Below are 25,047 nucleotides of genomic sequence, written 5' to 3' on the forward strand. Positions count from 1 at the left end.
AAAGTAGGTAAGGCAATTTGCTTTGCCTACTTTACTTTTTTAATGATTGTTTGTAATAATGTGATATAATTAAAATGTTGTATTAAGGAGATAATGAGTAAATAGATATATTGAATTAGAGGTAAGTCCTTGCAATATTAAGCTACTATTCAACGAGGAGATAAAAATATGAACTATAAAGATATAAAGGAATTAAGTCTAGAAGATAAGCAAAATCATTTCAATAATATATATGGTCATAAATTAAAGTATGTAGGAAATAAATACCATATAGTGGAGAGGATCTTAAGTTTAAATAAGAACTCTAAGCCTAATCCAGAAAAACTTGCAGTAATTGATGGGATATTTTCTCTTAACCTTGCAAAAAAATATAAAATAGGAGTAAAATATCTGATTATATGTCTAGAGAAGATTCATTCCATAGAGGCACAGGAGCTCATAGACAATTTTGTAAAGTTGGCAGAGGAGTCCATAGTAGTTTCAGAAAAGGTATTTAATGTAATAGCAGAAAAAGAAAACTCCCATGGAATAATGGCAGTAGTATATCTTCCTCCAAAGAAATTTGAAGAAATACATATTGAGAAAAATTCAGTGGTACTGATATTAGATGGACTGGAGATACCTGGCAATGTAGGGACTATACTTAGGTCAGCAGATGCTACAGGAGTTGACTGTGTAATAGTAAATAATAGAAAGACTAGATTAAATCATCCAAAACTAATGCGAAGTAGTTTAGGTTCTGTATTTAAGGTGCCAGTAGTTGAAGCGGAGAATTTTTCTGAACTGGAAACATGGCTAAAGAAAAATAAATATCAAGTAATCATAACTGATACAGATGCATCCTCAAACTATTATGATTTAGAATATAATGGAAGGATTGCAATAGTAATGGGTAGTGAAAAGTATGGAGTATCAGAAGATTTTTATAAATTGAATTATCAAGGAGTAGGTATCCCTATGCTGGGAGATATGGATTCTTTAAATGTTGGAGTAGCTGCTACTATAATCATGTATGAAGCAGCATTAAAGAATAAAGGATATATTAAAAGATAAAAAAATCCAAACTTAAAAGAATATGTCCTTTTAAGTTTGGGTTTCTTTTAATATAATAAACTTAGCTAATGCTTCCGGTGTCAAGGGCTCTTGATTTTTTAAGAGCTCCTAATATGACATAAGATATAAAAGCATCTGCTCCATGGTGAAGAATAGTACCAACTCCTGTGACAATTAGAAGTTTGTATACATCAAAGCCTATAAAAGGTATAACTACAATAGCTTCAAGGAGTCCATGGATAGGAGCTGTAATAAGAGAAACTTTACCAAAAGACATTCCTTTTTTAATAAGTTTTGCACCTATAATTCCAATAAATACATGCATAAATGCTCTTAATCCAACAACTGGTCCAAGGTTAAGAAAAAATCCTAAGGCTGAACCAAGTCCTACCATAATAGCAACCTCAGGTCCTAATAACATAGAGATAAACATAGGCACATGAGAGCCAAGAGTAGCAGAAAAAGGTGGAACTATAACTTTAAAAAACACTACAAAAGGAATAAGAATTGCTAATGCTGTAAGTAAAGCAGATAATGTTAATTTCTTTACATTCAAGATAATACCTCCTTATGATATAATGTTAATAATATTATAATAGATGTATATACACCTGTCAAGACAGAGAAATATTTAAATTATTTCTTGCATACTCTGTCCATAAATGGTATAATACTTTGGTAAATCCTTGCTCTATCTTTAGGATAGGGCCGATAGTCCATAGGGAGGTGAAATATATGAGAAAATATGAAGCGATGATTATCTTTTTTCCATCTGAAGAAGAGAAAAGAGTTCAAGTACTTGAGAGATTCAAAGGAATAATTGAAGCTGAAGGAAGCATTACAAGTACTGATGAGTGGGGAATAAGAAAGTTAGCATATCTAATTGATGATATTGGTGAAGGGTATTATGTACTTATCAACTTTGAAGGCACACCAGAAGTAATCAAAGAGTTAGATAGAGTTGCTAGAATATCAGACAGCATTATGAGACACATGATCATTAGAGAAGACGAATAATCTAAGGGTAGGTGAGAATATTGAATAATGTTGTATTAATAGGAAGGCTAACAAGAGATCCGGAGTTAAGATATATACCTGTATCTGGCACTGCAGTAGCTAGATTTAGCATAGCAGTAGACAAAGGGCTTTCTAAAGAAAAAAAACAAGAAATGGAATCTAAAAATCAGCCAACAGCGGACTTTATTAACATAGTTGTATGGGGCAAAATGGGTGAGAATTGTGCTAACTATCTTGCAAAGGGTAGACTAGTAGCTATTCAAGGAAGGATTCAAAGTGGCTCATATGAAAAAGATGGTGTCAAAAGATATACCATGGATGTTGTAGCCTCTAATGTTGAATTCTTAGAATGGGGAGATTCAAATAAATCCCAAGGATTTAATGAGCCTAGTTCAGACTTTGGCGGTATAGAAGGTTTCCATCCTACTGATAATGATGACATTCCATTCTAGAAGGAGGTAAGAAGATGCAAAGAAGATTTAAACCTAGAAAAAAAATCTGTAGTTTTTGTGCAGATAAATCAAAGGGTATTGACTATAAAGAAATAAACAAACTTAAAAAATATATAACTGAAAGAGGAAAAATTCTTCCTAGAAGAATCTCTGGAAATTGCTCAAAGCACCAAAGAGAGCTAACTATAGCTATAAAAAGATCAAGACAAGTAGCATTATTGCCATATAGTGCAGAATAAGAGAGGATATCCTCTCTTTTTTATTTGACTTATGTTCCTTTAATTTGTATTATTTTAGTAAGGTTAAAATAAAAATTAAGGATGGGGTATTGTATGGAGAATAAAGACATAGATATTATAAAGAATATGAGAACGGTAGAATGGTTAAAGGCTCAACTACTCAGCACTGTTGGAAATCTATATACTACTTTAGCTAATGGAGAAGAGAATACAATGGAGAACATTGAGGACATTATCTCTAATCTCGTATTAGAATCTTTGTTATTAGGTAAAAGATTAGGGCTGAGTTTTGAAAGCATAAAATCAGCACTAAGAGATAATATTAAGATAAATCTTATAGAAGAACATAAAATTGAGAGATGGTATGGAGACTTAAGTTTGTTATTGGAGTTTATTGATCAAGATAAAGATTAGAGGTGAAATTATTGGAGAATAATGATAAGATAAAGAAAAGCATAATTGAGAGTATAATTGTAATAGCTATTATGGCTATATATATAGTATTTGGAATCCACTATCTATCATTGTTGATACTAATTATCCCATTACCCTTTATAGTTTTAGGAGTGAGGAATGGTATATATAGTAATATTATATCTATTATATCAACATTTATAATAGTAAATATTCTTCTTGGAATTCCATCAGGATTGTCATTAATGATATTATTTGCACCCCTGAGCATTGGGATAAATTACTGTATTATAAAAAGAAAAACTAATATGGAAACAATAATAGCTTCTACAATGTTGTTTTTTGTATCTTTTATTCTGCTTTCATTTTTTGAAGGGAGTATATCTAATTTAGACATTGGAAAACAAGTTGAACAGATTTTTACCCAGTATTTAAACATACAAGTAGATATGCTTAAGGAAATGGGAAAGACAAATCATGAAATACTTAAGACCACAGATTTGCTAGAAAGTACATATAAGATGTTGGTAGTTCTTATACCTTCTTTTGTAGGGATATTTTCCTTAGGAGTAAGTTATATCAATCTATTATTATCCTCTAAGATATTACGAAAGATGGGATATGGAACTATTAATACTCAACGATTTTCAAGATTTAAACTTCCTAACAATATTATCCTAGGTATTGGAATTATGATTTTAACTACATTTGTATTTAAAAAACTGGAGATACAATACCATGAAGCACTTCTTAGCAATATAGTCTTTTTAGCTAGTTTTGTATTTTTTATGCAAGGATTATCGGTTTTAGATTATCTATGTATTAAAGTCAAGACTCCATTGGTATTTAGAATTATTCTTCTGTCAATGAATATAATATTTGTTCCTATGGGAGGACTTATATCCTTCCTTGGTATATTGGATTCAGTATTTGATTTGAGAAAAATAAGAAAGAAAAAATCCTTATAGGAGGATTATTATGAAAAAGAAATTAGAATTTAAGTGGGAGGACAGTTATGTCTACCTTATTGTAATTGGGGTATTAAATATAATTATGGCATTTCATCAGCCTTTATTATCCTTTATAGGATTTATTCTATTAGGTTATTTAATATTTCATAATATAAAATCAAATATTAGAAAAAGACGAGAGCTAGTAAAATTTGTTGAGGGATTGTCCAATGAATTTGATTCAGCAACAAAACATGCAATATTTAACATGCCATTTCCATTAGTTATGTTAGATGAAGATATGGCAATTAGTTGGTATAATACACCTTTTTTAAAGATGATGAATGAGAGAGAAATATTAAATGAAAAAATAGTTGATTTAATACCAGGCATATCTTTAGAAGGAGTATTTAAAGAAGATGACATGTCGCCAATTAATGTAAAGTTTGAAGAAAGAAACTATAAGGTATTTCCAAACCTAGTAGATACAAAGAAAACTAATAGTAATAATAGCATGATTGTAATGCTTTATTGGGTTGATAACACAAACTTTGTTATGCTAGATCAAAAATACAATAAAGAGAAATTAGTCATAGCACTTGCCTTTGTGGATAATTATGATGATGTTAGGAGCGGTACTCCAGAGGTAAATAGACCACTAGTAATGGCAGAAATTGATAAGAACATTAATGAGTACTTTTCCAGATATAATGGTATTGTAAGAAAATATGAAAATGATAAATATTTTATTATTATGGAAAATAGTGTATTGAAAGATATAGAAAGTAAAAAGTTTGATATCTTAGATCAAATGAGGGAGTTAGAAGTAGGAAATACCATACCAATTACATTGAGTATGGGAGTTGGATCAGGTGGAAACAATCCTTTTGAATCCTATGAAAAGGCAAGAGCTGCCATAGATATTGCATTAGGTAGAGGTGGAGATCAAGCTGTAGTACAAGTTGGTAATATACTTAACTTCTACGGTGGTAAATCAAAAGCTATGGAAAAGAGAAATAAGGTAAAGGCTAGAGTCATTGGATATGCTTTAAGACAGCTTATAGATCAAGCAGATAGAGTATTTGTTATGGGGCATAAAAATCCCGATATGGACTCCTTTGGTGCAGGGATAGGAGTACTTAGGGCAATAAAAGATAGAGATAAGGCAGGATATTTGATATTAAGTGGAGAAAATCCATCTATTAAAAATATTTTTGAAAAGTTGAGGCAAGAACAACCTGAGCTTCTAGAACAGATTATAACTCCAGAAGAAGCATTGGAGTTAGCTGGAGAGAGTTCTCTTATGGTAGTAGTAGATAACCATAAGCCTAGCTTTACTGAGGTGCCAGAGCTTTTAGATATAATACCTAAGGTGGTATTAATAGACCATCATAGAAGAGGAGTAGAATTTATAAAGGATCCAATCCTTACCTATTTAGAGCCATATGCTTCTTCTACCTGTGAATTGGTTACAGAAGTATTATCCTATATGAGCGATAAAATTAATCTTACTAAATTTGAAGCAGAGGCCTTGATGTCAGGAATTACTGTAGATACTAAGAATTTTAGCTTTCAAACAGGAGTTAGGACATTTGAAGCAGCTTCTATACTTAAACGAGCCGGTGCTGATACAACAGTAGTTAGACAGTTATTTAGAGATGATTTTAATACTTTTATTCATAAGGCAGAAGTAATAAAGTCAGCTAGGATAATTTTTGATATAATAGCAATAGGTAGACTTGAAGCTCAGATGGAAGATTCTCTTTTAATTGCAGCTCAGGCTGCCAATGATTTGTTAGATATAAATGGTGTTGAGGCATCCTTTGTAATGACTTATGTAAACAATAAGCTTCACATAAGTGGCAGATCATTAGGAAATGTTAGCGTGCAGTTAATCTTGGAGAAACTTGGAGGTGGGGGGCATTTAACATCTGCAGGCACTCAACTAGATCATATAACCATGGATGAGGCAGAGGTCTTACTAACAGAAACTATAGATAAATACTTAGAGGAAGGTGAAATAGAATGAAAGTAATATTATTAAAAGAAATAAAAGGATTAGGTAAAGAAGGAGACTTAGTAAATGCAAAGGATGGATATGCTAGAAACTTCTTATTTCCAAAGGGTGATGCTATAGAGGCAACACCAGGTAATCTAAAGAAGTGGAAGGAAAACAAAGAAAAAGAAGCAGAAAGAAAAGAGAATGAACATAAAGAAGCTTTAGCCCTAAAGACTAAGATAGAAAATATTAATGTAGTAATTCAAGGGAAATCTGGAGAAGGTGGAAGACTTTTTGGTTCTATTACTTCCAAGGATATAGCTGACGCTCTAAAATCACAACATAAAATTGATATAGATAGAAGAAAAATTGAACTAAAGGATAACATTAAATCTCTTGGAACCACATCCGTAGATGTAAAGGTATATCCAGAGGTAACTGCAAAGTTAAGTGTTAATGTAAAAGAACAATAATGAGGTGGTTCAAATAGAAAATCAATTAATTGGACGTATTCCTCCCCATAGTTTGGAGGCAGAGCAATCTGTCCTTGGAGCTATGATATTGGACAAGGAAGCTATAAATACAGCGGTAGAGATAATAAGGGCAGATGATTTCTACAAAGAAGCAAATAAGGAAATATATGAAGCTATATTAATATTATTTAATAAAAATGAACCAGTAGACCTGATTACCTTATCAGAAGAGCTTAAGAGAAGAGGGACATTGGAGAACACTGGTGGAGTTACTTACTTAGCAAATCTTTCATCTGGAATTGCTACAACTGCCAATGTAAAATACTATTGTAAGATTGTAGAAGAAAAATCTACTCTTAGGAGATTAATTAAATCCTGTGATGAAGTAACTGCCAGATCTTATGAAAATGCTGATGAAGTAAGTTCAATAATAGAACAAGCAGAGAAATCCATTTTTGATATTACTCAGGGAAGACATAGGGAAGGCTTTTCCCCATTGTCTGAAGTTCTATTGGATAGTTTTTCCCAGATTGAGGCTAGAGCTGCCAGTGGAGGAGGATTAACAGGTCTTACTACAGGATTTATTGATTTAGATAGTAAATTGTCTGGTTTACAAAAGTCAGATTTAGTACTATTGGCTGCTAGACCATCCATGGGTAAAACTGCAATTTCTGTAAATATAGTAACTAATGCTGCATTGAAAGGTGATGCAAAAGTAGCTATATTTTCTTTAGAGATGTCTAAGGAACAATTAGTACAAAGAATGATATCTGCCACCGCCCATGTGGATCTTCAAAAGATAATATCAGGTAGGCTAGACGAGAATGAATGGATGCAGGTAATTAATTCCATGGCCCCCTTGTCTCAGGCTAATATATATATAGATGATACAGCGGGTATTTCATTAATGGAAATGAAGGCAAAATGTAGAAGGCTTAAGATAGAAAAGGGTCTTGATCTTGTAATGATAGACTATTTGCAGTTAATGCAATTAGATGGGCGTCAAGAGAGTAGGCAACAGGAGATTTCAGCCATATCTAGGGGCTTAAAGGCTTTAGCTAAGGAGATGGAATGCCCTGTAATAGCTTTATCACAGCTTAGCCGGGCACCAGAGCTTAGATCTGACCATAGACCTATATTATCAGACTTAAGGGAATCTGGAGCCATAGAACAGGATGCAGACGTGGTATTGTTCCTATATAGAGATGATTATTATCACGAGGATTCTGAAAAGAAAAACATAGGAGAAGTAATTATTGCAAAACATAGAAATGGTCCAACGGGCAGTATTGAACTTGTATTTAAGAAGGAATTTACGAAGTTTGTTAATTTAGTTAGGGAATAATAAAGCGGTGTATAGTGAATAGATATTAGATCCTTCACTGTGTTCAGGATGACAGATATTTTCCTGCCTGAGCATAGGGGATGGATCTATAATTTTATAGAGAAGGTGACGGATTTGGAGATAAAGGGGAAAAGAATAACTATCAGGCCTTTGAAGGTAGATGATGTATATCTTATGAGAAAATGGGGATTCCATGAGAATCCACTTTTAGAAGACTATAATTTTCCAAAATTAAGTGATAAAGATATTAAGATGTGGTATAGGGTAAAAACAAATAGATTTGTAAACAAATATTATGGTATAAGAAATGAAAGTGATGAATTGATAGGGTATATGGGGATTAAAAATATTAAGAGAATTACTAAAGAATCTACACTAGGTCTAGTATTGGATCCAAATCAAGTGGATAAAGGATATGGAACCGAGATTCTAGAAACATTCTTACAATACTATTTTAGTAAAATGAAAATGAGAAAAATGATATTAGAAGTGGCAGAATTCAATAAACGAGCCTATAGATTATATGAAAAAATAGGTTTTAAGCCCATAGGATATTATCTAGATGAATTTTTTGATTCAGGATTAGATTTAACAAATCCCTATTATATAATAGAAAAATCTTCTTTTGTAATAAAGGGAGAAAAGATATATAATTATATTTACAAAATGACCTTAGATAGGAAAAGATTTTTTAAATTAAGGCAATAATATATAAATAACCTAGGAGTTGATAATATGAGCTTCACCCTTGAAACTACAGATATGGATTTAGGAGATACTCCTATAGAAAATATATTTATTAATGATTATATGCCTATGGCAAATGGAACCTATGTTAAAGTGTATTTATTAGGATATAAATATGCCCATGATAAAGATGGAAAAATTGATGTAACAAATCAAACCATAGCAAAGTATTTAGAAATACCTTTAGATGATGTACTTAGAGCTTGGGACTTTTGGGCAAGTAAGGGTATCGTAGAGAAGACTATTGGAGAAGAAGATAATAAATATAACTATAAAGTAAAATTTTTAAGCTTAAAGCAGCTTTATATAAAAAATAATCTTAGTCTATTTAGTACAAAGGAAGAAACTGCAAAAAAACCTAAGTCAATTACACCTCAGGATTTAATAGATGCAAATCAAATACCTTTAATTAATAAAATGTTTAATCAGATAGATTACATAATGAGAAGACAGACTGTCACTACAGAAAAACAGAAGATTTTATCTTGGATAGAGAATTATAACATGAATCCAGATGTAATAGAAAAAGCCTTTTTTTATGGAGTAGAAAGAAAAGGTCAAAGAAATGTTAATTATGTAGAAGGAATCATTAGAAATTGGTATGATAAGGGACTTACGAATATGGATGCAATTATAGAACATTTTAAAACACAGGATGAAAAGTTCTATAGATACCAAAAAGTAATGAAATCTTTAGGTCTAGATAATAGAACTATTACACAGGGAGAAATGAAAGTAATAGATAAATGGTTCGAAGAGTATAAATTTACTATGGAAATGGTCTTAAAGGGTTGTGAATCTTCAGCTAAGGTTTCAAATCCTACGGTTAATTATATAGATGGAGTCCTAAAATCATGGCATAAAAAAGAAATAGTAACCATAAATGATATTGAGGAAAAGGACAAACCAAAGGAGAAGAAAGAATATAAGGTGGCAAGACCTACTGACAAAAAATCCGCTCCACTAAAGACTAGATTCCACAATTTTGAGCAAAGATCAGATGGATATACTGCTGAGGAATTGGAAAATATTGCAAGAAGGAAAAGAGAGGCCTATAGTAAAAAGGCAAAAGGAGAAGCATAATCATGTATAGAACTATACTAAAAGAATTAACAAATGAATATGAGAGAAAAAGAGATAGGCAATTATATGACCAAAGGATGAGAAAAGAAAAGGTCTATAAAAAGATACCTGCGATTAAGAGAATAGATGAAGAAATATTTAAAGCAGGTATATCTATGACTAAATATATAATAGGTAACCCTGATACCTATAAAGAATCTGCAGAAGAGGCTAAGAAAACAATTGAAAAATTGAAGATGGAAAAAGCTTATCTAATGACAGAATCCAATATTCCAGCAGATTATATGGATATCAATTATGATTGCACTAATTGTAAGGATACAGGATATCTAGAAAGTGGACAACAATGTAATTGCCTAAAGCAGGCCTTAGTCTCCCGTGCATATAAGATGTCTAATTTAGATAATGTTTTAGCAAAAGAGAATTTTAAAAACTTCAATATAAATATATTTAAAGATGAGGTCTTTGGAAACGAATCAGTGACACCAAAGGAAAATATGGTTGATATAGTAGGTATAGCAGAAGGTTTTATTAGCAATTTTAATGAAAATAATGGAGATAATTTATTATTCTATGGCACCACAGGTCTAGGAAAAACTTATCTGTGTAATTGCATTGCCAAATCCCTATTGGATAAGAATAAGATAGTAATATATCAAACGGCTTTTACAATACTTGAAATAATTGAAAAACATAGATTTGGTAGGGGAAGCAAGGAATTTAATGATTATCAATATAATTTATTGTTTGAAGCTGATTTACTTATTATAGATGATTTAGGCACAGAAGTAGCAAATACATTTACCAATGCAGAGATATTCAACATTGTAAATACCAGAATAATAGCAGGTAAAAAGACGATAATATCAAGTAATTTAACACCAAAGGAAATATCAGAAACATATACAGACAGAGTATTCTCAAGGATATTAGATAAATTTGTTCCATTAAAGTTTTATGGACATGATTTGAGATGGGAGTAGTTATTAACTATTTTTATGAGGGGTGATTAAATGGATGCTAATGAGAGGCGAGAAATGATACTTTCTATTCTAAAGGGTTCAGAGGGGCCTATCAAAGGAACAGATCTATCTGAACAACTAGAAGTAAGTAGACAGGTAATAGTTCAAGATGTTGCAATACTTAGAGCTAGGGGAGAGGATATATTAGCTACCCCACAGGGATATTTAATACCTCAATACTATGGAAAGAAGAAGATAATTAAAACTATCGCTTGTATACACAAAAACAATGATGAAATAGAGGATGAATTAAGTACAATAGTAGATTTAGGAGGAAAGGTATTAGATGTAGTAGTAGAGCACCCATTATACGGAGAAATAAAATCACAATTACAAATAGGCTCAAGGCATGACTTGAGGGAGTTTATGGATAATTTAAATAAGACTAAAGCAGAACCTTTATCTTCACTGACTGGGGGAATTCATATTCATACAATAGAGGTAGAAGATGAAAATATGATAAATAGAATAAGGGATGTACTTTCTAAAAAAAATTATTTAATAAAAGAGGATTAACATATTACATTTAACAAAAGATGTGACTGCTGTATGTACATTAAGCAAAGGGGTGTTTAAAATAGCAAAGTCAAAAGGTGGTATAAGGGATTATATTGTTAAAGTACTAAATGGAATGGCATGGGGGCTTTTTTCATCTTTACTTATTGGACTTATAATTAAACAAATAGGGGAGTTGTTTAATATTGGGCAGCTCATCACCTTTGGATCCATGGCACAAAAGCTAATGGGACCAGCAATAGGGGCTGGAGTTGGATATTCTGTTGGAGCGCCTCCCTTGGGTATATTTGCATCAGTAGTAGTTGGAACAATAGGTGCAGGTAGTATTACCTTTGATGGAGCTACAGCCATAATAAATACTGGGGAACCTGTAGGTGCCTTTATTGCAGCACTTGTAGGAGCGGAAATTTCAAAGCTAATTAGTGGAAAAACTAAAGTAGACATAGTTCTAGTACCACTAGTTACAATTATTGCAGGAGGCTATGTAGGCCAATATATTGCACCATATATGACTGTTGTAATGAATTTCTTTGGTAATATAATAAATACAGCAACAGTAATGCATCCAATACCTATGGGAATAATAGTATCTGTAGTTATGGGGATAGTATTGACCCTTCCAATAAGTTCTGCAGCTTTGGCAATATCCCTTGGCTTATCAGGTCTTGCAGCAGGTGCAAGTACTGTTGGATGTGCAGCAAATATGATTGGATTTGCAGTAGCTTCTTATAGAGAGAATGGATTTGGTGGACTTATTGCACAAGGATTAGGCACATCTATGCTTCAGGTTGGAAATATAGTAAAAAATCCTTTGATTTGGATGCCAGCCATAGTTTCTTCTGCTATATTAGGTCCTATATCTACCTTTGTACTGAAAATGGAAGGCACCAAGATTGGAGCTGGAATGGGAACCAGTGGATTAGTAGGTCAATTTGCTACAATAGATGCTATGGGAGCTACACCTAAGACTTTTATTCTGATACTTATGATGCATTTCGTATTACCTGCAATTCTATCTCTTGGAGTATCAGAATGGATGAGGAATAAAGGATTTATTAAATCGGGAGATATGAAATTATAAATTTTTTAAAAAAATCGAAAGTTAATGTTTTAACATACTATTGGGGGGTATATAAGGAATAGGAGACAAACCTCCTCATACAAAAGATAAATAATTTAATGTACAGAAGATGAAAGTATCCATTGGAAAGCTTAAAATTTTAGGTTTTTTAATGGATATTTCATTTTATCCTTGACAAGTAATGTTAATATGCTATAATATCTTTAATTAAATATTAGCAAAGAAGGGAAACAGTAAATATCTAGCTTTTTTAGAGAGTCAATGGCTGGTGAAAATTGACAAAGTGAAATATTGAATCCATCCCAGAGCTAATGAACTTCGAGTGAGCCTTTTGGCTAACTAGGGTGGCAACGCGGGAGTAACTCTCGTCCCTACTATTATGGGACGAGAGTTTAATTATTTTTAAGGAGGTATAAATATGTTAGATATTAAGAGAATTAGATCAAACCCAGATGAAATCATAAAAGCTTTAGAAAAAAGGAAAGGAAGCTTCCCTATTGAAAGAGTACTTGAAATAGATGAGAAGAGAAGAGCAATCCTTACAGAAGTAGAGCAGATGAAAGCAAGACAAAACTCCGTATCAAAGGAAGTTCCAAAGCTAAAGAAAGAAGGTAAAGATGCTTCCCATATATTTTTGGAGATGAAAACTTTATCAGATAAGGTAAAGGAACTAGATGTAGAGGTAAAAGAATTGGATGAAGAACTAAAGAGAACATTGCTTGAGATTCCCAATACTCCAAATGAAGATGTAGTAGTAGGTAAGGATGATACAGACAATATTGAAATAAGAAAGTTTGAAGAAGCAAGGAACTTTGAATTTGAACCTAAGGCTCATTGGGATATAGGTACAGATTTGAATATTTTAGATTTCGAAGCTGCTACAAAGATAACAGGAGCAAGATTTACCGTATTTAGAGGCCTCGGTGCAAGGCTTGAAAGAGCCATTACTCAATTTATGTTAAATTTACACACTGAGGAACATGGTTATACAGAAATGGCTACTCCATTTATGGTAAACAGAGATAGTATGATTGGTACAGGACAACTACCAAAATTTGAGGATGATATGTTTTATTTACCGAGCAAAGACTATTTTCTTATACCAACTGCAGAAGTTCCACTAACAAACCTATTAAGGGATGATATATTAAATGAGGCGGATTTACCAATATATTATACGGCTTATACACCATGCTTTAGACAAGAAGCCGGTTCAGCAGGTAGAGATACGAGAGGTCTCATAAGGAATCATCAATTTGATAAGGTGGAACTGGTGAAATTTGTACATCCAGATAATTCATATGATGAATTAGAAAAACTAACTTTAAATGCTGAGGAAGTACTTAAAAGACTAAGATTGCCTTATAGAGTAGTTGCACTTTGTAGTGGGGATTTAGGTTTTTCATCAGCAAAGACCTATGATATAGAGGTTTGGATGCCATCTTATGGTAGATATGTGGAAATTTCAAGCTGTAGTAATTTTGAGGATTTCCAAGCAAGAAGAGCCAATATCAGATTCAGAAGAGAGGCTACAGGAAAGGTAGAATTTGTTCATACCTTAAATGGTTCTGGTCTTGCAGTAGGAAGAACAGCAGCTGCAATATTAGAAAACTACCAGCAGGAAGACGGTTCAGTTATTATTCCAGAAGTTTTAGTCCCTTATATGGGAGGAATAGAGAAGATAGTTAATAAGGAATAAAATCAATGAATAGACAAGAGCCCATAGGGAATAATTAAGAAGGAGCGAGATTTCTCGCTCCTTTTAAAAAGTTAGGAGGGAAGCCATGAAAAGCAAATTATTTTTAATATTATTACTTGTCATTGCTATATCTTTAACGGGATGTCAAAAGAGGGAACCACTTAATGCTGATACAATTGTAGCTAAAAACCTTAAGAACACAGAGTTTATTCCAAAAGATCGTAAGTTACATCAATACAAGATAGAAGTAGAATTGAATACAGATGATATGACCTATACAGGAAAACAATATGTATCTTATGCTAATAATACAGATATGGATTTAGAGGAAGTATATTTTCATATTTATCCAAATGCATTTAAATCTTTAGACAATGCTCCAGTATTGTTTAATACAGGAGAAAATATGCAAGTATCATCCTATGTTCCTGGATATATAGACATACACAAGGTATTGTCTGATGATGATAATCTAGAATGGAATGTAGAAGGAGAAAAGGAAACAATATTACATATAAGACTTGACGAACCCCTTAAAGAAGGAGAAGTTGCAAATTTATATCTGGAATATACAGTAAAACTACCTACTACAAAGGATAGATTTGGATATCATGAAAATGGCATCAACGGTGGAAATTGGTATCCAATAGCTTGCGTATATGATGAAGATGGTTGGAACACAGATCCCTATTATAAGCTGGGAGACCCTTTCTATAGTGAGGTATCAAATTATGAAGTAACTATAATTACTCCTAAAGATATTGTTCTAGCATCAAGCGGAAATATTTTATCAGAGGAAGAAGATGGAGATAAAACAAGATATAATATAGAAGGAGCCCTACTGAGGGATTTTGCATGGGCTGCTAGCAAAGATTTTATAGTTAAAGAAGAAATAGTAGATGATACTGTAATCAAGCTTTATTCTATCAATGATGATTCTGATTTAATAGAGAGAAGTTTAGATGCTGGAGTTAAATCCATTAAAACATTCAATAAAGTATTTGGGAAATACCCCTATGATCAATATTCCATAGTAATTACAGAATTTCCTTCAGGTATGGAGTATCCAAGTATAGTATTTATATCAAATGACTACTCACAAAGTTATCTAGGAGATGTACTAGAAAAAATTATAGTCCATGAAACGGCGCATCAATGGTGGTATGGAGTAGTAGGGAATGACGAAATTGATGAGGCTTGGCTAGATGAAGGATTAACAACTTATTCAGAGGTAGTATATACTAGTGAAACGAAGGGCAGCAAGGAAGGGAAAGATTATTACAATCAGAATATTAAATTAGGCTATGAATATGGATCTAGTTACCTTGGAGAAAATGAAATAGTCAATAAGCCTTTATCAGAATTTGAAGGATGGAATGATTATGGCGTCTTAGTATATACTAGAGGAGCAATGTTTTTTCATAAGATAAATGAAGATTTTGGAAAGGATAAATTATATGAGATTCTTAGAACTTACTATGATAAATATAAATTCCAAATTGCAAAAACTGAAGATTTAATCAGGATATGTGAAGAAATAACTAAAACTTCCTTTGAACCATTGGTTAAAGAGTATTTAAATGGAAATCAGTAGAAATAAACAAGCAGAGAACTATTCGTTCTCTGCTATATTTATCTTCCAAAACCACCATTAGTGAATAGAATGACTAACAACAAGAAGAAAAACAGTAAGCTGGAATCTATTTGGTCACAATTATCTCTACGCTCATTCATTTTCTAATCCTCCTTAAATTTTTTAGGAATATTTTTTAAATTTATGGAATACCTAATACATTATATAAATTTACTTAAGAATTTGTTACAATATAGTGGGGGGATAAAAGTGAAAAGACTACTAAGTATATTTTTAGCACTGATGATGATTATAACTAGCTCCGCAGCATATGGAGATATAGGTATGGAGGAAAACTTAAGATCCTATATTTTAGCTGATTTTCAATCAGGTGAAGTATTAGAGGAATATAATATAGATGAAATCGTTGAAACAGCCAGTATATCAAAATTAATGTCCTATTTGGTAATCATGGATGAGGTAACTAAGGGAAATGTTTCCATAGATGATAAAATAATCATAGATAAGGATACAACTAAAATAAATGGCTCTAGCCTCAAGCTAAAGCTAGGAGAAGAGTTTACAGTAAAAGAGCTATTAGAAGCATCTATTGTAGTCTCTGCCAATGATGCTACATATGCGCTGTCAAAACATATAGCAAAAACAGAGGAGAACTTTGTAAAGCTTATGAATGAAAAGGCAAAAGAGCTTGGGCTTGTAAATTCAATGTTTTATAATTCTACAGGACTTCCAGTAGTAGGAAAAGATGTGCAAAACAAAATGACAACTAGAGAAATATTTCTCTTGTCTAAGTATATAATAGACAAATATCCTAACATCCTGGAAACAACTAAGATAAAGGCAATAGGCATAGCTAGTAGAGATTATTTTCAGAGAAATACCAATCCATTACTGATAAAAATAGAAGAAGTAGATGGACTGAAAACAGGCTTTACCAACAAAGCAGGGTATTGCCATGTATCGACATTTAATATAAAGGGTAGAGCTACAAAAACAACAGATCTTAGGCTAATTTCCATTGTAATGGGTGCAGAGGATATAGAAGAAAGAAATGAAATGAGCCAGTTTCTCGTACAGTATGGTATAGACAATTACTCAAATAAGATATTTTTAGATGAAGAACTAGCTGTAGAGACTTTGTATTTTTCAAAGGGAGATATCACAGAAGTAAATGCTTTTCCTGAAAAACATTTTTCTAAATTAACTAAAAGTGATGAAAACATAAAGCTTCATGTAGATATAGATGAAGATTTGAAATTACCCCTACATAGAAATTCAAATATTGGCAAGGCAGTAATTGAAAAGGATGGGGAAGTAATTTTTGAGACTAATATTTTAATCAAAGAAGATGTAAATAAAGCCAAATGGTATGTACTTCTAGGAAGGTTCTTCCAGGAATTAGGTAATAAGATTAGCGAACTTTTAGATAAATATTTATAGACCAAGAGGATTTCAAGCAATCCTCTTGGTTTTTTCATTAACTATATCAATAGAATTCAATGGGGGATAATCTTTATGTATGTTGCAAAATACCTATTGACAATACATAGATAATGGTCTATATTAATAAGTAGATAGATATACATCTATGTAAGGAGGATAAACATGAAATTAAATTATGAAGAAAGTGCCAAGATACTTAAGGTGATATCGGATTCAAAGAGACTTAAGATAATCGACATATTATCTTGTGGTGAGTTGTGTGCCTGTGATATATTAGATCATTTTGATTTTACTCAGCCTACTCTTTCCCACCATATGAAGGTATTAGCAGATGCTAGTCTTGTTAATGTGAGAAAGGATGGACTTTGGAGTTATTATTCATTGGATGTAGATAAATGCAATGATCTGATTGAGATATTAAAAGGAGTGTTCAATGAATCAGAGGAATGTGTATGCAAAGTAGTTAAGAAGAGTGGTTGTTAATAATAAAAAGGAGAGATTTAAATGAAGAAAATGGAGATATTTGATCCAGCTATGTGCTGTCCTACAGGAGTTTGTGGCCCTGGTGTAGATAAAAATCTATTAAGAGTTGCTACACTCTTAAGTAGATTAGAAAAGAAAGGGATAACGGTACAAAGACATAATCTAACAAGTGACCCTAAGGCGTATGTTGATAACACAAAGGTTAATAAATTGCTATTAGATAGTGGTGTAGATATTCTTCCTATTACAATAGTTGATGGTGAGATAGTGAAGACTAAAGAATATCCTACTAATGAAGAATTTGTAAACTTTCTTGATATACCAAAGGAGTACACCATGTCAGAATTACAGGCTAGAAAAGAAAAGAAAAAAAGTGATTGCTGTGGCGGAGAGGGTTGTTGTTAAATAAGGAGGAAGAATATGTTTAAAAACTTTAATATAAGTGATATAGATTTAACTAAATATTTGTTTTTCACTGGCAAAGGTGGAGTAGGAAAGACATCTACAGCTTGTGCCATAGCAGTTTCTTTAGCTGATAGTGGTAAGAAAATCATGCTAGTGAGTACAGATCCAGCTTCAAATTTACAGGATGTATTTGAAACAGAATTAGATAATAAGGGAATTAAGATTAAAGAAGTGCCAAATCTTACAGTAGCAAATTTTGAACCTGAAGCTGCTGCAGAAGAATACAAAGAAAGTGTTGTAGGACCATATAGAGGTAAGTTACCAGATGTAGTGATTGAAAATATGGAGGAACAGCTTTCTGGCTCATGTACTGTTGAGATAGCTGCTTTTAATGAATTTTCAGGATTCATCACAGATAAGAAGGCTGCTGAGAAATATGATCACATAGTATTTGATACTGCACCAACAGGCCATACATTAAGAATGCTTCAATTACCATCAGCTTGGACTAATTTTATTAGTGAAAGCACCCATGGTGCATCATGTCTTGGCCAATTAGCTGGACTAGAAGAGAAAAAAGATATATATAAAAATGCAGTAGAAAACCTAGCAGATAAGGAAAAAACTACATTGATACTGATTTCTAGACCAGAAGAATCAGCTTTAAAAGAGGCTGCAAGAGCTTCACAGGAGTTGCAAGAGATAGGTGTAAAAAATCAATCATTGATAGTAAACGGAGTATTGCAAGAACATGATGATGAACTGTCCAATGAAATATTTAATAAACAACAGGAAATCTTGAAAGATATACCTAATGCTCTTAAGGAACTTGATATATTTGAAATACCACTAAGACCATATAATATTTCAGGTATTGAAAATATTAGAGCCTTTTTTAATAGTGGAGAACTAAAGTATGCAGATGATAAATTAGATTTAGATCAAATTCCAAGCTTAAATAAGGTAGTTGATGATCTATATAATTCAGATAAAAAGGTAATATTTACTATGGGTAAAGGTGGAGTAGGCAAAACCACCATTGCAGCAACTATTGCTATGGAATTGGCTAAAAGAGGTAAAAAGGTCCACTTAACCACTACTGACCCAGCAGCACATATAGGCTTTGTAATAGATGAAAGTTTTGGTATTACTTTGAGCAGAATTGATGAAAAGAAAGAATTAGAAAGATATAGGGAAGAGGTAATAGGTAAAGCAAAAGAATCAAATGTATCTCAGGAAGACATCGATTATATAGAAGAGGACTTAAGAAGTCCATGTACACAAGAAATAGCAGTATTTAGAGCTTTTGCTGAAATAGTTCAGCGTTCTAAAGATGAGATTGTTGTTATAGATACTGCGCCTACAGGGCACACCCTATTATTGTTAGAGTCCACCCAAAGCTATAATAAGGAAATAGCCCGTACACAAGGAGATATTCCTGAGTCAGTGAAAGAGCTATTACCTAAGCTTAAGGATGAAAAGCACACAGAGGTATTGATAATTACTTTAGCAGAAGCAACTCCTTATTTTGAAGCTAAGAGGCTACAGGAGGATTTAGATAGGGCTGGTATAAATAGTAAATGGTGGATAATCAATTCTAGTTTTTATGCTACCGATACTACTAATGCAATATTGAGGGCTAAGGCATCCAACGAAGTACAATGGATAAATGAAATAAATAAGGTTTCAAATGGAAATTTAGCCTTAATTAAGTGGACCTCAGAAGAACTAAAAGGTGAAAATCTAAGTAAATTATTATAATAGTAAGGGAGAGCTATGCTCTCCCGTAAATGAAAGGCGGATATATTTATGTCAAAGGAGAAATTACCTTCAGGAATAAACTTTTTTCAAAGATATTTAACAATATGGGTTGCCCTTAGTATGATAGGTGGTGTGCTAATTGGTAGATACTTACCTGCAATACCTGACTTTTTTGGTAGATTTGAATATGCAAATATTTCAATTCCAACAGCTATACTCATATGGATAATGATTTATCCAATGATGATGAAAGTCGATTTTCAAAGTGTAAAAAATGTAGGGAAAAATCCAAAAGGTTTATATGTAACTTGGATAACAAACTGGCTTATAAAGCCTTTTACTATGTATGCTATATCTTCATTTTTCTTTTTCATAGTTTTTAAAAATTTTATAACACCTGAACTTGCGACAGAATATCTAGCAGGGGCAGTTTTACTAGGAGCTGCACCTTGTACAGCAATGGTATTTGTATGGTCTACATTAACTAAAGGTAGCCCAGCTTATACAGTTGTTCAAGTAGCAACTAATAATTTAATAATATTAGTTGCATTTATTCCAATAGTAAAATTGTTACTAGGAGTTAGTAATGTAGTAGTGCCATGGGATACGCTAATATTATCTGTTGTTCTTTTTGTAGTAATTCCTTTAGCTGGTGGTATAATAACTAGAGTAAAAATGATAGAGAAAAAAGGGCTAAATTATTTTGAAAATGAATTTTTACCTAAATTTGATGGTGCCACAACTGTAGGCTTATTACTAATGCTTGTACTTCTGTTTTCATTCCAAGGTGAAACAATATTGAATAATCCTTTACACATTCTGCTTATAGCCGTTCCACTTACTATTCAGACATTTTTAATTTTCTTTATAGCCTATGGAGCAGCTAGATGGTTAAAATTACCTTTTGATATAGCAGCACCAGCAGGCATGATAGGCGCCTCAAATTTCTTTGAACTAGCAGTTGCAGTTGCTATAGCATTATTTGGGATGGATTCTCCAGCTGCACTTGCAACGACTGTGGGAGTTTTGACTGAAGTGCCATTAATGCTATTTCTTGTGAAGATAGCCAATAATTCTAAGCATTGGTTCCCAACTTCTTCATGATAATTTCTAAAACAGTTCAAGTAGGGGAGGTCTTTGACCTCCCGTATTTATAGGAGGAATGCCAAATGAAAAAGAAAGTTGCTTTTATATGTGTTCACAACTCCTGTCGCTCGCAAATGGCAGAGGGATGGGCAAGGAAATTAGCTAGTGATGTATTAGAAGTTTATTCTGCAGGAACAGAAGAGTACCCTGAAGTAAAGCCATTAGCAGTAGAAGTAATGGAAGAAGCAGGAGTTAATATGAGTGGTCATTATCCTAAGTTATTGTCTGATATACCTGAAGAAGTGGATTATCTTATAACTATGGGTTGTAATGTAGTCTGTCCCTTTATACCAAACAGTCATAGTGAAGATTGGGGTCTAGAGGATCCTTCAGGTGGACCTATTGAAGGATATAGGGAGACTAGGGATTTGATTAAGGACAAGGTTGAGGAGTTAATTAAAAGAGTAAAAGATGGTGAATTGTAAGAAGTGAGCAAATTGCTCACTTTTTTCTATTCATACTAAAAACTAGTAGATTAATTTAGAATATTGTGATAAAATATAAAATTTCAAGGGGGGATTTTATGTTAATAATAACCAAGTTTTTATTGAAAAAAATATTCCAATATGATAAGGCTATGATACCTATTATGATTTCATATACCTTATTAGCCACAATACAGCCATTTATATGGATACTTGTACCTACTAAAGTTATATCATTATCAGATAGTGGAGATATGAAGAGTATCTTGTTTTATATTTTAGCCGGGGGAATAGTTTCTATTATTTCAGTAATTATTTTATCTTTTTTTATAGGTAACTTTAGAATGAGGGCAAATAGTGTAAGATATCATTTAATACGAGATTTATCTGCATACTCCTTAGCTATGCCATATGAAAATCTCCTAGATCCTAATCACTTATCAAAAATACAGTTGGCAGAAGAAGCCATAAGAAGCCCTAGGAGAGGTATCATGGGAATACTAAATATTTCCTTAAGATTGATTGGAAATATATTAGCTTCTCTAGGACTTTTAGGATTGATGTCAACACTTTCTCCTTGGATTATGTTGTTGATATTTATATTGGTAATGGCTCAATTTTATTTTAGAATAGAGGCAGATAGGTTTAATCGTAATAGCAGAGACAGTGTATCAGATGCAGAACGGAAATATTTTAAAACTACAGATTTAATGAAAGAGCCAGACTATGCTAAGGATATTAGAATATACTCTCTAATAGATATTATGGAGACTTATGCCAGAGAGAATTTGGAAGTCTTGAAAAACATAATTTCAAAATCAGAGAAAAAATATACTAAAGCTGAGATCATAGAAGCTTTTTTAAATATAATAAGAGATTTAACTATATTTACATATATTTCCTATATGCTTTTAGAAGGTAAAATAGAAGTTTCTAAGTTTTTTCTTTATACAACAGGAACTATATCTTTAGTTACTATACTACAAGAAATGCTAAAGCAAATGGCGGAGATCTTTGTATATACAAAAGGTGTAAAAGCATATATGGAATTATTGGAATCTCCAACTATAGTTGAGGACAAAGATGATATTCAAATAAGAGAAAAGGTAGACAAAGAATCACTTACAATAGAAATAAAAGATCTAGTATTTAGCTATCCAAATTCAAATGAGAATATATTAGATAAATTAAATCTAACTATAAATTCTGGAGAAAAATTAGCTTTAGTTGGAGAAAATGGAGCTGGGAAAAGTACATTGATAAAAATACTATGCAAACTATATAAACCTACATCAGGAAATATATACATAAATGGAGTAGACATAAATGAAATACCAGAGTTTATATATTGGGATTTAGTGGGAGTAGTTTTTCAAGATGCTTTGTTATTGCCATTTTCAATAAAAGAGAATATTGGATTAACTAAAGATATAGACAAAGAAAAGTTGATGAAATCCATAAATGATGCAGACTTAAATCATATAGTTTCAAAGATGCAAAATGGAGTAGATACTATACTTTTAAGGACATTAGATGACGAGGGTATAGATTTATCTGGAGGTCAAAGACAGAAATTGTACTTAGCCAGAGCTATATATAAAAGAAATAGGCTTTTAATGCTAGATGAGCCTACATCTGCATTGGATCCTCTCGCTGAAGCAGAGCTATATGAAAAATATAATATACTAAGTAAAGGAAAAACAAGTATATATATCTCTCATAGATTAGCCAGTACAAAATTTTGTGATAGAGTAGCTTATATAAAAGATGGGAAAATATTAGAAATAGGAACCCATGATGAGCTTATGGACCTAGGTGGAGAATACAACAAAATATTTAATATCCAAAGTAAATACTATAAAAACATTGATGAAATGGAGGCTATATAATATGAAAAGTAAGTTTAAATTATTGCCACTTTTTCTAAAGGATGTTTCAAAGGATTATAAATTTATGTTTCCACTAACTGTAGTAAAAGCTATATTTGAAGGATTACATCCTCTTATAAATATAATAATACCAAAATATATATTGGATGAATTGATAAATGCTAAGAGAATAGATGTAGTTGGAAAATATATAATTATACTTGCTTTAGGAAACCTTATATTTAAAATAATAATAAGTATATCAAAGCATCAATTAGAGATATATTCTAGCTCAATCTATTATGATGTATCTAGAAGAATTGGAGTAAAGGCAAGTAAGATAGATATACAGGTAATGGAGAGAAAAAGCACATTAGATCTTTTTGAAAGGGCAAGATATGGGTCATATAATATACAAAGTTTTATAGAAAGCATAAGTATGACAATAGCTTCCATTATAACCATTATCAGTACAATTGGAATATTGGTATCAAATGATTGGCGTTTAATTCTAGTAATTATTATATCTAATATATTGACCATACTCTGTTTTAATAAAATAAAAGAATTGGACATCGATTTTGAAAAGAGAAATGCTCCATTAAATAGAAAGTATGGATATTTTGCAAATATAGCAAACGACTTTAGATTTGCAAAGGATATAAGATTATATAAGGCAAATAAATTTCTCTTATATAAAGCCAAGGAAGTTATGGATGGAATATTAAAAATAAACTTTGCATACATGAATAAACATGGATTTTTTTCTGGTATAGCACAGGCTATAGTACAGGTTCAAATAATAATAACATTTATCTTATTGTCTATAAGTTTAGTGGGAAAGAAAATTACAGTAGGTTCCTTTACAATGTTATATGGTGCAGCAAATCAACTGGGTAATTCTTTTAAAAATTTGATAGAAGCATATACTTCACTCATAACTCTAGGCTATAATATTGAGCCATATTATGAATTTCTAGCATTAGAAGAAGTAGACAATAATGACTTAGAAGAAAAACATGTAGGTGAGTCTATTACTATAGAGTTTAAAAATGTAAGTTTTAAATATCCAAATAGAGAAGATTATGTGTTTGAAAATCTAAGTTTTAAAGTAAGCCCAAAGGAAACATTAGCTATAGTAGGAAAAAATGGAGCAGGAAAAACCACTATCATAAAACTTATCTGCAGATTATACAAGCCACAAGAAGGGAAAATCTATATAAATGGAATAGATATTGAAGAATTTCCTACAGACCAATATAGAAAGTTTTTAGGTGTAGTATTTCAAGATTTTAAGCTAATACCAGTTCAGGTTTGTGAAAATATAATGTGTAAAAAAGATGATGAGATAAACGAATCTGATGTAAAAATAGCATGGGAAAAGTTAGAAGAAACAGGTATAAAGCAATGGTTGAAAAATCAAAGTAGTGGACTAAAAAGCTATATAACTAAAATTTATGATAAAAATGGCTTGCTACCATCAGGTGGACAGGAACAAAAAATAGCTATTTCAAGAGCATTGGCTAAGGAGGGACATATTATAATCCTTGATGAGCCTACAGCAGCATTAGATCCAAAAAGTGAAGAAGAAGTATTTGAAAACCTAATAAAACTTACAAAGGGAAAGACTTCTTTGTTCATTTCCCATAGACTTTCCAGCACAAGAATAGCAGATAGAATAATAGTGCTAGACAAAGGGAAAATAATAGAAGAAGGGGATCACAATCAATTAATAAATGAAGACGGACTCTATGCAAATATGTATAAGATACAAGCTCGTCAATATATATAGGATAAACTAATAAGTCCAGTCTTAGTTAAGACTGGATTTG

The 25,047-nt window shown here is 32.0% G+C and carries 25 protein-coding genes and 1 other annotated feature; of the genes, 24 read left to right on the forward strand and 1 reads right to left on the reverse strand.

Annotated features, from left to right (window positions below; translation table 11 throughout):
* Nucleotides 1-168 precede the first annotated feature (168 nt).
* Entirely contained in the window at nucleotides 169-1,053 is an 885-nt protein-coding gene (locus RIN63_RS12235) for an RNA methyltransferase (RefSeq protein WP_310445020.1), read from the forward strand.
* 61 nt (nucleotides 1,054-1,114) lie between these two features.
* Here RIN63_RS12235 and RIN63_RS12240 read toward each other — a convergent pair whose 3' ends face one another.
* Nucleotides 1,115-1,609, reverse strand: coding sequence for a hypothetical protein (locus RIN63_RS12240; protein WP_310445021.1), 495 nt, complete (start codon nucleotides 1,607-1,609; stop codon nucleotides 1,115-1,117).
* Nucleotides 1,610-1,788: 179 nt separating this feature from the next.
* Here RIN63_RS12240 and rpsF point away from each other — a divergent pair, with 179 nt between their 5' ends.
* From rpsF to RIN63_RS12355, 23 genes are all read left to right on the forward strand, one after another.
* Nucleotides 1,789-2,070: a 30S ribosomal protein S6 gene (gene rpsF, locus RIN63_RS12245; protein WP_310445022.1), complete on the forward strand. Its 282-nt coding sequence runs from the start codon at nucleotides 1,789-1,791 to the stop codon at nucleotides 2,068-2,070.
* Between the two features lie 20 nt (nucleotides 2,071-2,090).
* A complete protein-coding gene (locus RIN63_RS12250; RefSeq protein ID WP_310445023.1) occupies nucleotides 2,091-2,522 on the forward strand; it encodes a single-stranded DNA-binding protein in 432 nt (143 codons plus the stop codon).
* A 14-nt stretch (nucleotides 2,523-2,536) separates the two neighbouring features.
* Nucleotides 2,537-2,761: a 30S ribosomal protein S18 gene (gene rpsR, locus RIN63_RS12255; RefSeq protein ID WP_310445024.1), complete on the forward strand. Its 225-nt coding sequence runs from the start codon at nucleotides 2,537-2,539 to the stop codon at nucleotides 2,759-2,761.
* Between the two features lie 93 nt (nucleotides 2,762-2,854).
* Nucleotides 2,855-3,175, forward strand: coding sequence for a MazG-like family protein (locus RIN63_RS12260; RefSeq protein WP_310445025.1), 321 nt, complete (start codon nucleotides 2,855-2,857; stop codon nucleotides 3,173-3,175).
* A gap of 11 nt (nucleotides 3,176-3,186) precedes the next feature.
* Complete coding sequence (locus tag RIN63_RS12265; RefSeq protein WP_310445026.1) at nucleotides 3,187-4,143, forward strand: DUF2232 domain-containing protein; 957 nt, start codon at nucleotides 3,187-3,189, stop codon at nucleotides 4,141-4,143.
* 10 nt (nucleotides 4,144-4,153) lie between these two features.
* Complete coding sequence (locus RIN63_RS12270; RefSeq protein WP_310445027.1) at nucleotides 4,154-6,154, forward strand: DHH family phosphoesterase; 2,001 nt, start codon at nucleotides 4,154-4,156, stop codon at nucleotides 6,152-6,154.
* The gene (gene rplI, locus RIN63_RS12275) at nucleotides 6,151-6,597 is read left to right on the forward strand and encodes a 50S ribosomal protein L9 (protein ID WP_310445028.1); all 447 of its coding nucleotides are present in this window, start codon (nucleotides 6,151-6,153) and stop codon (nucleotides 6,595-6,597) included. The genes RIN63_RS12270 and rplI overlap by 4 nt, the downstream gene beginning before the upstream one ends.
* Before the next feature lie 13 nt (nucleotides 6,598-6,610).
* Nucleotides 6,611-7,942, forward strand: coding sequence for a replicative DNA helicase (gene dnaB / locus RIN63_RS12280; protein WP_310445180.1), 1,332 nt, complete (start codon nucleotides 6,611-6,613; stop codon nucleotides 7,940-7,942).
* A gap of 105 nt (nucleotides 7,943-8,047) precedes the next feature.
* Nucleotides 8,048-8,650, forward strand: coding sequence for a GNAT family N-acetyltransferase (locus RIN63_RS12285; protein ID WP_310445029.1), 603 nt, complete (start codon nucleotides 8,048-8,050; stop codon nucleotides 8,648-8,650).
* A gap of 27 nt (nucleotides 8,651-8,677) precedes the next feature.
* Nucleotides 8,678-9,772, forward strand: coding sequence for a DnaD domain protein (locus RIN63_RS12290; protein ID WP_310445030.1), 1,095 nt, complete (start codon nucleotides 8,678-8,680; stop codon nucleotides 9,770-9,772).
* Nucleotides 9,773-9,774: 2 nt separating this feature from the next.
* Complete coding sequence (locus RIN63_RS12295; protein ID WP_310445031.1) at nucleotides 9,775-10,755, forward strand: ATP-binding protein; 981 nt, start codon at nucleotides 9,775-9,777, stop codon at nucleotides 10,753-10,755.
* A gap of 30 nt (nucleotides 10,756-10,785) precedes the next feature.
* Nucleotides 10,786-11,310, forward strand: coding sequence for a transcription repressor NadR (locus RIN63_RS12300; protein ID WP_310445032.1), 525 nt, complete (start codon nucleotides 10,786-10,788; stop codon nucleotides 11,308-11,310).
* A gap of 52 nt (nucleotides 11,311-11,362) precedes the next feature.
* A complete protein-coding gene (locus RIN63_RS12305) occupies nucleotides 11,363-12,391 on the forward strand; it encodes a PTS sugar transporter subunit IIC (protein WP_310445033.1) in 1,029 nt (342 codons plus the stop codon).
* Nucleotides 12,392-12,602: 211 nt separating this feature from the next.
* Nucleotides 12,603-12,767: a binding site (T-box leader), on the forward strand.
* A 42-nt stretch (nucleotides 12,768-12,809) separates the two neighbouring features.
* Nucleotides 12,810-14,090: a serine--tRNA ligase gene (serS, locus tag RIN63_RS12310; RefSeq protein ID WP_310445034.1), complete on the forward strand. Its 1,281-nt coding sequence runs from the start codon at nucleotides 12,810-12,812 to the stop codon at nucleotides 14,088-14,090.
* An 85-nt stretch (nucleotides 14,091-14,175) separates the two neighbouring features.
* On the forward strand, nucleotides 14,176-15,684 hold the full coding sequence (locus RIN63_RS12315; protein ID WP_310445035.1) for a M1 family metallopeptidase: 1,509 nt from the start codon (nucleotides 14,176-14,178) through the stop codon (nucleotides 15,682-15,684).
* 249 nt (nucleotides 15,685-15,933) lie between these two features.
* On the forward strand, nucleotides 15,934-17,124 hold the full coding sequence (locus RIN63_RS12320) for a D-alanyl-D-alanine carboxypeptidase family protein (protein WP_310445036.1): 1,191 nt from the start codon (nucleotides 15,934-15,936) through the stop codon (nucleotides 17,122-17,124).
* A gap of 165 nt (nucleotides 17,125-17,289) precedes the next feature.
* Nucleotides 17,290-17,610, forward strand: a complete 321-nt coding sequence (locus RIN63_RS12325; RefSeq protein ID WP_310445037.1) for a metalloregulator ArsR/SmtB family transcription factor — start codon at nucleotides 17,290-17,292, stop codon at nucleotides 17,608-17,610.
* A gap of 21 nt (nucleotides 17,611-17,631) precedes the next feature.
* Nucleotides 17,632-18,015 (forward strand): arsenite efflux transporter metallochaperone ArsD, encoded by a 384-nt coding sequence (gene arsD / locus RIN63_RS12330; RefSeq protein WP_310445038.1) that lies wholly within the window; start codon nucleotides 17,632-17,634, stop codon nucleotides 18,013-18,015.
* A 15-nt stretch (nucleotides 18,016-18,030) separates the two neighbouring features.
* Nucleotides 18,031-19,776, forward strand: a complete 1,746-nt coding sequence (gene arsA / locus RIN63_RS12335; RefSeq protein WP_310445039.1) for an arsenical pump-driving ATPase — start codon at nucleotides 18,031-18,033, stop codon at nucleotides 19,774-19,776.
* A gap of 48 nt (nucleotides 19,777-19,824) precedes the next feature.
* Nucleotides 19,825-20,880: an ACR3 family arsenite efflux transporter gene (gene arsB / locus RIN63_RS12340; protein ID WP_310445040.1), complete on the forward strand. Its 1,056-nt coding sequence runs from the start codon at nucleotides 19,825-19,827 to the stop codon at nucleotides 20,878-20,880.
* Between the two features lie 65 nt (nucleotides 20,881-20,945).
* A complete protein-coding gene (locus tag RIN63_RS12345) occupies nucleotides 20,946-21,347 on the forward strand; it encodes an arsenate reductase ArsC (protein WP_310445041.1) in 402 nt (133 codons plus the stop codon).
* 98 nt (nucleotides 21,348-21,445) lie between these two features.
* Entirely contained in the window at nucleotides 21,446-23,236 is a 1,791-nt protein-coding gene (locus RIN63_RS12350) for an ABC transporter ATP-binding protein (RefSeq protein WP_310445042.1), read from the forward strand.
* A 1-nt stretch (nucleotide 23,237) separates the two neighbouring features.
* The gene (locus tag RIN63_RS12355; RefSeq protein ID WP_310445043.1) at nucleotides 23,238-25,007 is read left to right on the forward strand and encodes an ABC transporter ATP-binding protein; all 1,770 of its coding nucleotides are present in this window, start codon (nucleotides 23,238-23,240) and stop codon (nucleotides 25,005-25,007) included.
* The last annotated feature ends 40 nt before the right edge of the window (nucleotides 25,008-25,047 follow it).

Source organism: Tissierella sp., assembly GCF_031460495.1.
Lineage (GTDB): Bacteria > Bacillota > Clostridia > Tissierellales > Tissierellaceae > JAVKTS01.

What these genes read in the sequence shown, in the direction of transcription:
- RIN63_RS12235 (WP_310445020.1), top strand. Translation starts at nt 169, where the DNA reads ATGAACTATAAAGATATAAAGGAATTAAGTCTAGAAGATAAGCAAAAT.
- rpsF (WP_310445022.1), top strand. Translation starts at nt 1,789, where the DNA reads ATGAGAAAATATGAAGCGATGATTATCTTTTTTCCATCTGAAGAAGAG.
- rpsR (WP_310445024.1), top strand. Translation starts at nt 2,537, where the DNA reads ATGCAAAGAAGATTTAAACCTAGAAAAAAAATCTGTAGTTTTTGTGCA.
- RIN63_RS12260 (WP_310445025.1), top strand. Translation starts at nt 2,855, where the DNA reads ATGGAGAATAAAGACATAGATATTATAAAGAATATGAGAACGGTAGAA.
- RIN63_RS12270 (WP_310445027.1), top strand. Translation starts at nt 4,154, where the DNA reads ATGAAAAAGAAATTAGAATTTAAGTGGGAGGACAGTTATGTCTACCTT.
- rplI (WP_310445028.1), top strand. Translation starts at nt 6,151, where the DNA reads ATGAAAGTAATATTATTAAAAGAAATAAAAGGATTAGGTAAAGAAGGA.
- RIN63_RS12290 (WP_310445030.1), top strand. Translation starts at nt 8,678, where the DNA reads ATGAGCTTCACCCTTGAAACTACAGATATGGATTTAGGAGATACTCCT.
- RIN63_RS12295 (WP_310445031.1), top strand. Translation starts at nt 9,775, where the DNA reads ATGTATAGAACTATACTAAAAGAATTAACAAATGAATATGAGAGAAAA.
- RIN63_RS12300 (WP_310445032.1), top strand. Translation starts at nt 10,786, where the DNA reads ATGGATGCTAATGAGAGGCGAGAAATGATACTTTCTATTCTAAAGGGT.
- serS (WP_310445034.1), top strand. Translation starts at nt 12,810, where the DNA reads ATGTTAGATATTAAGAGAATTAGATCAAACCCAGATGAAATCATAAAA.
- RIN63_RS12315 (WP_310445035.1), top strand. Translation starts at nt 14,176, where the DNA reads ATGAAAAGCAAATTATTTTTAATATTATTACTTGTCATTGCTATATCT.
- RIN63_RS12325 (WP_310445037.1), top strand. Translation starts at nt 17,290, where the DNA reads ATGAAATTAAATTATGAAGAAAGTGCCAAGATACTTAAGGTGATATCG.
- arsD (WP_310445038.1), top strand. Translation starts at nt 17,632, where the DNA reads ATGAAGAAAATGGAGATATTTGATCCAGCTATGTGCTGTCCTACAGGA.
- arsA (WP_310445039.1), top strand. Translation starts at nt 18,031, where the DNA reads ATGTTTAAAAACTTTAATATAAGTGATATAGATTTAACTAAATATTTG.
- arsB (WP_310445040.1), top strand. Translation starts at nt 19,825, where the DNA reads ATGTCAAAGGAGAAATTACCTTCAGGAATAAACTTTTTTCAAAGATAT.
- RIN63_RS12345 (WP_310445041.1), top strand. Translation starts at nt 20,946, where the DNA reads ATGAAAAAGAAAGTTGCTTTTATATGTGTTCACAACTCCTGTCGCTCG.
- RIN63_RS12350 (WP_310445042.1), top strand. Translation starts at nt 21,446, where the DNA reads ATGTTAATAATAACCAAGTTTTTATTGAAAAAAATATTCCAATATGAT.
- RIN63_RS12355 (WP_310445043.1), top strand. Translation starts at nt 23,238, where the DNA reads ATGAAAAGTAAGTTTAAATTATTGCCACTTTTTCTAAAGGATGTTTCA.